The organism is Thalassoglobus polymorphus, from assembly GCF_007744255.1.
Classification (GTDB): Bacteria; Planctomycetota; Planctomycetia; order Planctomycetales; family Planctomycetaceae; genus Thalassoglobus; species Thalassoglobus polymorphus.
In genome coordinates this window covers 2,371,783-2,382,993 of the sequence record NZ_CP036267.1, presented here as the reverse complement: position 1 = coordinate 2,382,993, position 11,211 = coordinate 2,371,783, and the positions used below count along the sequence as shown (strand labels likewise).

Below are 11,211 nucleotides of genomic sequence, written 5' to 3'. Positions count from 1 at the left end.
GATTCTTCAATTTTCAAACACCCATGATCCCCAATCTAGCAGATTGTCTCCGCGGGTTCGAAGACTCCCGAAAAATCGTCATCGAAAGAGATGCATGAATGTGATTCAATTCATGTATTTCCAAGCACTTCTGGCAGATGCATTCAGATCGACAAACAGCCAGAACATCAAGATCTTCACAAATGTCGGGGTCCAGCGGTGATTCGCTGTGAACTATCGGGAGAACGGGAGAAATCGAGTGAAAGACAGAAGGCTAGAATTGAAAGACATCATGATATCATACGAGGATTTTGATTGATTCACATTCAGGCTTGTTGCGATCAACAGATTAGCAGCTAAAATGCTCGATTCGACATTTCGCTAACTTCTCGGGTTCTCATGTGAATTCATAGAAAGCAGCGACTGAACTTGTGGCAGAGTTATGACTTCGACGGCTTCAGAAATGCCCAACATGACGAATGCGGGCGATATTCAACAGGAAACGATTCTTGTTCTCGACTTCGGTTCTCAAACTGCGCAATTGATTGCGAGACGCGTGCGGGACCAGCACGTTTTCTGTCAATTGGTGCGGCATGACCTTTCAGCGAAACGGATTAAGGAACTGGCTCCCAAAGGGCTAATTCTTTCCGGTGGACCTGCAAGCGTGTATGCAGACGGCTCACCACAAGTCGATCCAGAAATCTTCGAACTCGGAATCCCGATTCTGGGGATCTGCTACGGAATGCAGGCAGCATGCAAGGCGATGGGCTGCGAGATCAAACCGAGTACCTCACGTGAGTTCGGACATACGGAAATCTTACGTAAAGATGGCGGAGACCTCTTCGCCGGATTACCTGAAAAGTTTACCGCGTGGATGAGTCACGGAGATCGTGTTGAAAATCTGCACGAAAACTTCGTCGTCCTGGCTGAGACGGTCGACTGCCCAAACGCAGCGATTAAGCATCGGGAACGTGAACTCTACGGAATTCAATTCCATCCAGAAGTGACGCACACACAGCACGGGGAAAACTTGATCGGCAACTTCATTCGTGAGATCTGCGGTTGCGAAGGTTCCTGGAAAATCTCTTCCTTCATCGAACAGGAATGCGAAGTTATTCGTGAACGTGTCGGGAATTCACGCGTAATTTGTGGTCTCTCCGGTGGTGTCGATTCATCTGTGACGGCAGCATTGCTTTACAAAGCGATCGGATCGCAGCTGACCTGCATTTTCGTTGATAACGGACTCCTCCGGAACGGAGAGCGTGAACAGGTCGAGTACGAATTCGGAGAGCACTTCAAGACAGACCTGCATGTTGTCGACGCACGTGACCGATTCCTGAATGGACTCGCTGGTGTCAGTGATCCGCAAGAAAAGCGGAAGATTATTGGCAAGACTTTCATTGATGTTTTCAAAGACGAGTCGAAGGATATCGACGATGCACGATTCCTGGCTCAGGGAACTTTGTATCCCGATGTGATTGAATCAGGAGCCAACCCAGACGGACCGGCTGCTACGATTAAGTATCACCACAATGTCGGAGGATTGCCGAAGGAGTTAGGCTTTGAACTGATCGAGCCGATGCGAATGCTCTTCAAAGATGAAGTTCGCCTCATGGGGAAGGAACTTGGACTTCCAGATAAATTGATCTGGCGTCATCCATTCCCCGGCCCAGGTTTAGCAGTTCGCTGTCTGGGCGCCGTCAATGCCGAACGATTGGCGACACTCCGCGAAGCCGATGCTATTTTTATCGACGAGCTGTATGAGTCGAACTACTACCACAAGGTCCAGCAAGCATTTGCGGTCCTGTTGCCGTTGCAAACGGTTGGCGTCATGGGAGATGCCCGCACCTATGAAGATGTCATCGCGATTCGCTCGGTCGATACCGACAATTTCATGACCGCAGACTGGTCTCGCTTACCCTATGACCTGCTGCAGCGAGTTTCGACGCGGATCATCAACTCGGTTCGAGGTGTGAATCGCGTGGTTTACGACGTCAGTTCGAAACCGCCCAGTACGATTGAATGGGAATAGACTCCCAAATAGGAAGAGACTTCAACAAAAAAACTCGCGACACTTTGAAGTGTCGCGAGTTTTTTAATTTCATGGCCATCTGAAAGGCTGGCTGCTCCTTCCATCCATGGCAACATTCCTAGAGCAAACTGCTCTCGAGCAGTTTTATAAAGGTGTCGCAGTCCTGTCTCGTGGCACTCAGCCAATCACCTGGCAAGACGCTCTATCGCGGACACAAGAAGCACGAAAGTGTTCTATGTCAAATTCATCGACTGCAGGAACTCGTCGTTCGTCTTAGTACGTCCCATGCGACTGGTGAGGAGTTCCATGGCTTCAACTGGATTCATGTCGTTGAGGACACGCCGTAAGATCCAGACGAGACGAAGTTCATCTTCGTCCATTAACAGCTCTTCACGCCGAGTCCCGGATTTGTTGACGTCAACAGCTGGCCAAACTCGCTTCTCAACCATACGTCGGTCGAGATGCAGCTCTGTGTTTCCGGTCCCTTTAAACTCTTCAAAGATCACTTCGTCCATCTTGGAACCGGTATCAACAAGGGCGGTTGCCAAAATTGTCAGGCTGCCACCTTCGTCAACTGCTCTGGCGGCGCCAAAGAATCTTTTGGGGTGCTGCAATGCATTGGCGTCAACTCCACCTGTCAAAATTTTCCCGGAGTTCGGGCACTCGGTGTTGTACGCTCGGGCGAGACGAGTGATTGAGTCGAGGAAGATGACCACATCTTGACCGTATTCAACCATTCGCTTTGCTTTTTCGATCACCATCTCAGCAACCTGAATATGTCGGCTGGGTGGCTCATCGAAGGTGCTTGAAATCACTTCACAGTTGTCTGATTTCACCTGACGTTCCATGTCCGTCACTTCTTCCGGACGCTCATCAATGAGCAACACAATGACGTACACTTCAGGGTGACTGTTGATCACCGCTTGTGCAAGCTGCTGTAACAGAACGGTTTTCCCGGCTCGTGGTGGAGAGACGATGAGGCCACGCTGGCCGAAGCCGATTGGTGCGACAATGTCCACAATCCGGGTACTGAGTTGGGCTCCAGCTTCGGAGAGTTTCAATCTTTTTTCTGGATGCAGGGGTGTCAAATCATCGAACGGCACTTTTTCCGAAACCATGTTCGGATCGTTTCCATTGATCGCTTCAACTCGCAGGAGAGCGAAGTAACGTTCGTTCTCTTTTGGTGGTCGAATTTGCCCCGCGACTGTGGCTCCAGTTCTCAAACCGAAACGTCTGATTTGACTAGGCGAAACGTAGATATCATCCGGACAGGGAAGGTAGTGATAATCCGGGCTGCGGAGAAATCCAAATCCATCGGGCAGGATTTCGAGCGTTCCTTCACCGAACATCAGCCCGTTCATTTTCGTACGCTCTTTTAGAATACGAAAGATCAAATCCTGCTTTTTGAGCCCCTGGTATTCGCTGACATTCTCCTGCTTTGCAAGTTCAAAGAGTTCTTTGACCGTCATGCGTTGCAGAGCAGCGATATGAATTTCGCCCTGTTTGGCATCTTCATACTGCGAATCAGCAGGATCATAGATCGCATTCTTCCCGGAAGCGTCCTTACTGGGTGGCGTTGATGTGCTTGACTTTGCCATATTTTGGCCTCAATGGAATTCTGGAGAGGAGTTTTTATTCCTGCTAGATCAGAAAGGAATGTCTGATCAGGGAGCAGAAGAGAGTTGAAGTCGGGGTTCAAAATTAGTGATGCATTGCTTCGTAGCTATGGTTTTGTTTTATCCAATTTGCGAGTTGATTTGCGGTCGATTGGAGGTCAGTTGCGTTGGAAATTGTGATTTCTGCCCGGTTTTGTTTTTCTGAAAGGGAAAGTTGACTTGCTTCGCGTTTCCGAAATTCTTGTTCGCTCCACCCTCGCTGTTGGACTCGCTGCAATCGAACAGCTTCAGGCACATCGAGATAGACAATCGCGTCGCAAACTTCTGACCATCCCGCTTCGAGCATCAGCGCGGCGTCCAGGATAATTACGTCGCAATCTCGCTGGTATTGGATTTCTTTGAGTTGATTCTCAAGGATTTTTCGAATCTCTGGATGAACAATCTCCTCAAGCTTCGCTCTGGCAACTTGTTGAGTCTTCTGATTTCCAAACACCAGTTTGGCAAGATCGGATCGGACAATTTCTCCCTGTTCGTCAAAAATGGAGTCGCCGAATGCCTTTTTCAGAGCATCTTTGACTTTTTCATCCAACAAAACTTGATGACCTGCAACATCCGCATCCAAACGACGTACCGAGATCAGCTTGCCCAAGGCTTCTGCCACGGCAGTTTTTCCGGAACCAATTCCACCGATGATCCCAATGACTGGAATCCGTGCAGCGGACATGAGGAATTATCCCTTAATTTATAAAGGTTGCTCAGGAACTGAGCTGAATACCTGGTCTTGGTCTCTCAAAGGATGCAAAAATCCTGCATCACAATAGTTTCCAGTGAGCGACCTAGAATTGAACGCAAACAGTGAATCGTAGTGGTGTGTTTTTTGGGTGAACGATATGTGAATTCTGGAAATGAAAAATAGGGGGGAGTTGTTGAGTGTGAATTCACTCAAAATCGCGAATGGGAAGTAGTTTGACGATCCCTCGAACTGGTGAACTCGAAACTCCAATTTCGATCATAGTTGCAACAACAGTACACTAATTACTGTCTATCGTGCATCACAGAGATTGAGTTGTCAATCAAGAACAGAAAATTCTTACCCGAAAATGAAGAGGAGGTGACTAGGAAATCGTATCAAGAACGTGCATGATTCCAACTGACGGAAAGTTTTCGGAACTCTTTGAAAGCTGAACCGTCTCATGGATGGCAGCGAACTCTGCTCACTCTTGAATTCATTTCCAGCAGACGTATCAGGAAGAAAAATGGCCCGTCTCATCAAACCCGGACTCTTACTCGTTTGTCTCACATTGACCGGAATGATTGTCACCATGGCAGCAGACAAGCCGATCCCGGATCTCCGTGTAGAAGCTGAAAAGCTGCTCCAGCAGGGACAGTACAAAGAGGCGTTCACCCTCTTCGAGCAACTCGTTAAAAACGAGAAAAACTCGGGACAAAATCTTGTCGACGATATTCAAAAATCGGTTCAATGCTTGAACCAGTTGCAGCGTCACGCCGAGTTGGACGACTTACTGGAGCAAATTCTTGAAGCGCATCCGGAAGACTGGCGGGCGTTTTGGTCAGTCGCTGAACAAAAGATGCAAAATGTCCATTATGGCTTCGTGGTCGCTGGGGAATTCAAACGGGGACAACAACGTGGCGGCGGACAATACTCAGACGCCAGCGCGAGAGACCGTGTTCAAGCGCTACGATGGCTCGCAAAGGCAAAAGAGCTGAAACCCGAAGGAACTCCCGGAGCTTTAGCTGCCGACTTCTACAAATTTTACGCTTCAGCTGTTCGAGATGGACGGCACGGAACTCAAGCCTGGTTACTTCAAGACCTGACCGATCTCGAAACACTCCCCGATTTCGTAACAGGCTACGGATACAGACAGGGAAGACAGCGAACTCAAGGAGCACCTGTTGATGAGAATGGTGATCCCGTTTACTACGACATTCCAGAGTCGTTTGAATCTGCCAGGAACGATGGAGAACGCTGGCGCTGGTTACTGACTGAAGTGGCACAAGCCAACCCATCGCGAGATAACGAAATTCATATGGAGTTCGCCCAGTTTGCCCACCAGCAATTCGGTGTCCGTACACTTCAACAATGGGGAACCAGACTTCCGACAGCAGAATCTGAAGAAGAAAAAGAAACCGGGACCTGGGAACTCAGCACACTTGAAAACAATGAGACAATTTCCCAATTGGCCACCGGCGTTAAACGATTCACCCTTCGTGACGACTACTACTTCATCAGCCTCTTCAAGGGATTGGCGGCGTCGAAGTCACGCTCATACTCAGAGCCTGCATTCCAGCAACTCGCACAAATCTATGAAGACAGACAACAGTATCCTCAAGCTGCTTTAGTCTGGGCAGAATCGATCAGAAAACATGGTGATTCCAGAAATAAGCACAAGCAAAAACGGCTCGACCAGATTGTCAAGAATTGGGGGCAGCTTGAACCGATCACCAGTCAACCTGCCGGGAAGGGAGCGACAATTGATTACCGTTACCGAAATGGCGATCAAGTTTCCTTCAAGGCTTACGAACTGAACGTTCCTCTGCTCCTTGACGATGTCAAAGCTTATTTGAAGTCGAGCCCGCAGCGAATTGATTGGCAAAAAACTCAGATCGGCAACATCGGCTACCGGATCGTCCAGCAGAATGAGTCGAAGTATCTCGGCAAACAGGTCGCTGATTGGAGACTCGAGCTTGAACCTCGCCCGAACCACTACGACCGTCGAGTCACAGTAACGACTCCGCTGCAGAAAGCGGGAGCCTACTTGCTCGTCGCACAGATGAAGGACGGCAATCTGAGCCGCATCATCGTATGGCTCGATGACACAGCCATCGTCAAAAAAAATCTCAATGGCAAGTCGATGTACTTCGTCGCTGATGCTGTCACCGGAGAACCGATTTCAAAAATGAAAGTCGATTTTTTCGGCTGGAAGCAAGAGCGTGTTGAGAATACGAAACGGCAATTCCGCCTCGTCACGCAGCAACTTGCCGAGTTCACAGACAACGAGGGAATGATTGAAACCGACGCAAAGCTAATGAACCGTGATTATCAATGGCTGGCAACAGCGAAAGATGACCGTGGTCGTTTGGCGTATCTCGGTTTCAGCAACGTCTGGTACAACCAATTTTCGGTCCAATCCTACCAGCAACGAAAAGCGTACGTTGTCACAGATCGTCCGGTGTATCGACCTGACCAAAAAGTCGAATTTAAGTTTTGGATGCGGGAAGCAAAATATGATCAGACCGATTCCTCGTTGTTCGCATCCAAAGAGTTCACAGTTCATATCCAAGACCCGCAAGGGACGGAAGTTTTCAAACTGAAAAAGAAAACGGACGAATACGGTGGTCTCGCCGGCGAATTCACGCTTCCGGAAGATGCGAAGCTGGGGCAGTATTATCTCTACATTGACCACAACCACGGAGTTGGCGGCGGAAACCATTTCCGAGTCGAGGAATATAAGAAACCAGAGTTTGAAGTCACTATCGAGACACCGGACAAACCTGCTGAACTGGGTGAAACGATTAAGGCGACCATCCAGGCGAAGTATTACTACGGAGCACCGGTTTCAGACGCGAAAGTCAGTTTCAAAGTCGAGCGATCACAGCACGATTCACGCTGGTTTCCAGTCACTCGTTGGGACTGGCTCTACGGAAATGGTTACTGGTGGTACACGTCTGACTATGACTGGTACCCCGGTTTCAATCGCTGGGGCTGTTTGTCACCTCGTCCTTTCTGGCAAAACTGGAACCCTAATCCGCCCGAACTTGTACTTGATCAGGAAGTCGAGATCGGTCCAGATGGAACTGTCGAATTCGAGATCGACACCTCACTTGCCAAAGCGTTACACGGGGACCATGACCACGAATATCAAATCACCGCTGAGGTCACTGACGCCTCTCGCCGAACGATCGTCGGTTCCGGAAAAATTCTTGTCGCTCGCGAACCGTTCAAGGTCTTCACCTGGACAAATCGAGGTCATTACCGAATCGGAGACACGATCACCGCGAATTTCCAGGCACGAACGATCGCAGGCTCAGGGGTTCAAGGAACCGGAAAACTTAAGCTCTTAAGAATCAACTATGAAGGGGACCAGCCCAAGGAAACAGTTGTTGAAGAATGGGATCTCGACACGAACGCAGATGGGCAGGCGGAACAGAAAATCAAGGCGAACTCAGTTGGACAGTATCGGCTTTCATACAGTGTCACATCAGACAACAGAACGATTGAGGGCGGTTATCTGTTTGTCATTCGTGGCGTTGGCTTTGACGGTTCAGGCTACCGATTTAATGACCTGGAACTGGTCGCGAATCAGAAAACCTACAAGCCCGGAGACGACGTCGAACTTCTCATCAACACGAACCGTATCGGTTCGACCGTGCTGTTATTCGTTCGGCCGTCCAATGGAGTTTACGCAGGAAGACCTCAAGTTCACCGAATCGAAGGAAAGAGCAAAACAGTCAAGATTGGCGTTGCCCAAAAAGACATGCCGAACTTTTTTGTGGAAGCGATCACCATTTCAAATGGCGACCTGCATACTGCTGTTCAACAAATCGCAGTCCCGCCGGAAGACCGGGTGATCAATGTCGAGATTGTCTCCGACGAGGAACGCTACCTTCCCGGAGCGGACGCCAAAGTCAAAGTCAAACTGACGGATGAAACCGGAGAGCCGTTTGTCGGGTCCGTGGTGATGTCGGTGTACGACCGTGCTGTCGAGTACATTTCGGGAGGCTCGAATGTCCCGGAGATCCGTGAATTTTTCTGGAACTGGAAGCGAAACCACCGGCCAACCACCGAGCACAGCCTGGAGCGATACTTCGGTTTGCTCATGAAGCAGGGTGAAATCCACATGACTCACCTTGGTGCGTTCGGTGATGAAATCGCGAATCGAGACAATAAGAAGCTCGATGCCATCAAGGAACCGCAGGCACTTGGCATGAGTTCAAGAAGTATGATGCGGAAGGGTGGAGCACTAATGCCTGCATCTGCTCCCGCCATGGAGTTGGCCAGTGGAGATGCTGCAGGATTTGGTGGAGGTGGAGGTGGAGGCATCGGCAGCTTTGGTGCGAAAGCGCAACCGGAAATGGTTCAGCCGACCGTTCGAGAAAACTTTGCCGACACCGCATTCTGGAAGGCGGACTTAACCACAAACAAAAACGGCATCGCAGATATCTCCTTCGAAATGCCTGAGAACCTCTCGGCCTGGAAACTTCGGGCGTGGGGAATGGGACATGGCACCAACGTTGGCGAAGGAACCAGCGAAGTCGTCACCGCCAAGAATCTCGTTGTACGACTGCAAGCTCCACGATTCTTTGTGGAAAAAGACGAGGTCGTCCTCTCTGCAGTTGTCCATAACTATCTAGAGCAAGAAAAAAGTGTGCAGGTTGCAATCAACCTTGAAGGCGAAACTCTCGCGTTGATCTCCGAAACGGATCGACAACGAACTGTCACAATCTCAGCAGGCGGAGAAGCCCGCATTGATTGGCGAGTGAAGGCCATCGCTGAAGGGACCGCGACCGTCACAATGCAGGCTCTCACCGATGAAGAGTCGGATGCGATGAAAATGGAATTCCCTGTTTTCGTGCATGGTTTCCTGAAAACAGAATCCTTTTCCGGCGTGATCAGACCGCAAGAAAAGAACGGAAAACTGATCTTTTCTGTCCCAGAAGATCGCCGTCCTCAAGAATCGCGACTCGAAATCCGTTACTCACCTACGCTCGCAGGAGCCATGGTCGATGCACTTCCGTACCTCGTGGAGTACCCGTACGGTTGCACTGAGCAAACGCTCAACCGCTTCGTGCCGACAGTAATCACTCAAGGAATTCTGCAACGAATGAACCTCGATCTGGCAGCGATTCAGGAGAAACGCACGAATCTGAATGCTCAGGAAATCGGAGACGACATAGAACGGGCGACGCAATGGAAACGATTCAAACGAAACCCTGTGTTCGATGAGGCAGAAGTCTCCCGAATGGTGAAGAAGGGCGTTCAAGACCTGACAGCCATGCAAAATTCAGATGGCGGTTGGGGTTGGTTCTCTGGATACGGTGAACGTTCTTATCCACATACGACTGCTGTCGTTGTTCATGGATTGCAGCAGGCTCAGAAGAATGACATCGCGATTGTTGACGGAATTGTCGAACAAGGAATCGCATGGTTGCAGAGGTATCAAGCACAGCAAGTTGAACTTCTTCAAGAAGGACTTCGGCATGCCGACGATCCTAAGCGAAAAAAGCCGTACAAGACACAGGCAAACAACATCGACGCTTTGGTTTTCTCCGTTCTTGTGGAATCGAAAATTGCCAACGAGGATATGCAACGTTTCCTCTATCGCGACCGATTGAAGCTCAGCCTGTATGCACAATCTCAACTCGGATTGGCACTCGACACGCTTGGGGAAGACGAGCAACGAGACATGATCGTCCGAAACATCGACCAGTTTATCACTGTCGATGATGAGAATCAGACTGCCTACATCGACATGCCGAACAACACGTACTGGTGGTACTGGTACGGCAGCAATATTGAAGCGAATGCCCACCACTTAAAGCTGTTGGCTCGCATCAATCCACAGGACCCCAAAGCCGCCGGACTCGTGAAGTACATTCTCAACAACCGAAAACATGGAACGTACTGGACAAACACACGCGACACAGCTTACTGCATTGAAGCTCTCGCCGATTACCTGGAAGCGACTGATGAACTCAGTCCTGAGTTGACCGTTGAAGTCTGGGTCGACGGAGAGAAAAAGCAAACTGTGGAAATCACCAAAGAGAACCTGTTCTCCTTCGACAACTCGTTTATTCTCGAAGGAGAGTCACTGACTTCCGGAGAGCATACCGTCGAACTGAGAAAGTCCGGCAAGGGACCGCTTTATCACAATGCCTACTTAACGTACTTCTCGCTCGAAGACTTCATCACCAAAGCCGGTCTTGAAATCAAAGTGCAACGAAAGTTCTACAAACTCGTCCAGAACAAAGATGCGACTGCGACCGTTGCCGGAAGTCGAGGACAAGTTGTTGATCAGAAGAAGCTGAAATACGACCGTGTCGAACTCGAAAACCTGGACGAAGTCACCAGTGGCGATCTGATCGAAGTGGAACTCGAAATCGACTCCAAAAATGACTACGAGTACGTCATCTTCGAAGACTTGAAAGCTGCGGGTGCGGAAGCTGTCGACCTGCAAAGTGGTTACACCAAAGATGGACTCGGAGCGTACGTCGAGTTCCGCGACGAACGTGTCGCCTTCTTCATGAGAACACTCTCACGTGGGAAGCACTCTGTCAGTTACCGACTACGAGCAGAGATCCCAGGCCAGTTCAGTGCGTTACCAGCACGTGCATACGCAATGTACGCTCCAGAGCTGAAAGCGAACTCGGATGAAATGAAAATCAAGATTGCGGACGCAGAGTAGGGGACATTCAATTTGATTCGGCTGCTATTCGACAGCTGTTCCGCTGCTGCTCCATATTCAGTGAACACGATTCAGTGACTGACATTCAGCGAGCAGGCCAACGAGCCAGCGGAACACTTCGAGTCTTATGCCCATCCAAGTTCGTCAGGAGAGTAGTTCT

The 11,211-nt window shown here is 49.7% G+C and carries 4 protein-coding genes; 2 read left to right on the top strand and 2 right to left on the bottom strand.

Features of this window, described 5'->3' with window-relative positions; genetic code table 11:
* The first annotated feature begins 442 nt into the window (after nucleotides 1-442).
* On the top strand, nucleotides 443-2,011 hold the full coding sequence (gene guaA, locus Mal48_RS08680) for a glutamine-hydrolyzing GMP synthase (protein WP_231739961.1): 1,569 nt from the start codon (nucleotides 443-445) through the stop codon (nucleotides 2,009-2,011).
* A gap of 233 nt (nucleotides 2,012-2,244) precedes the next feature.
* Here the strand turns inward: guaA and rho are convergent, their stop codons facing one another.
* Nucleotides 2,245-3,609: a transcription termination factor Rho gene (gene rho / locus Mal48_RS08675; protein WP_145198036.1), complete on the bottom strand. Its 1,365-nt coding sequence runs from the start codon at nucleotides 3,607-3,609 to the stop codon at nucleotides 2,245-2,247.
* Nucleotides 3,610-3,712: 103 nt separating this feature from the next.
* Entirely contained in the window at nucleotides 3,713-4,351 is a 639-nt protein-coding gene (gene coaE / locus Mal48_RS08670; protein WP_145198034.1) for a dephospho-CoA kinase, read from the bottom strand.
* Nucleotides 4,352-4,883: 532 nt separating this feature from the next.
* Between coaE and Mal48_RS08665 the strand changes: the two genes are divergently transcribed.
* Nucleotides 4,884-11,051, top strand: coding sequence for an alpha-2-macroglobulin family protein (locus Mal48_RS08665; protein WP_145198032.1), 6,168 nt, complete (start codon nucleotides 4,884-4,886; stop codon nucleotides 11,049-11,051).
* Nucleotides 11,052-11,211 lie beyond the last annotated feature (160 nt).

Excerpts from the sequence above, each read along its gene's own strand:
- rho (WP_145198036.1), bottom strand. The coding sequence starts at position 3,609 with ATGGCAAAGTCAAGCACATCAACGCCACCCAGTAAGGACGCTTCCGGG.
- guaA (WP_231739961.1), top strand. The coding sequence starts at position 443 with ATGCCCAACATGACGAATGCGGGCGATATTCAACAGGAAACGATTCTT.
- coaE (WP_145198034.1), bottom strand. The coding sequence starts at position 4,351 with ATGTCCGCTGCACGGATTCCAGTCATTGGGATCATCGGTGGAATTGGT.
- Mal48_RS08665 (WP_145198032.1), top strand. The coding sequence starts at position 4,884 with ATGGCCCGTCTCATCAAACCCGGACTCTTACTCGTTTGTCTCACATTG.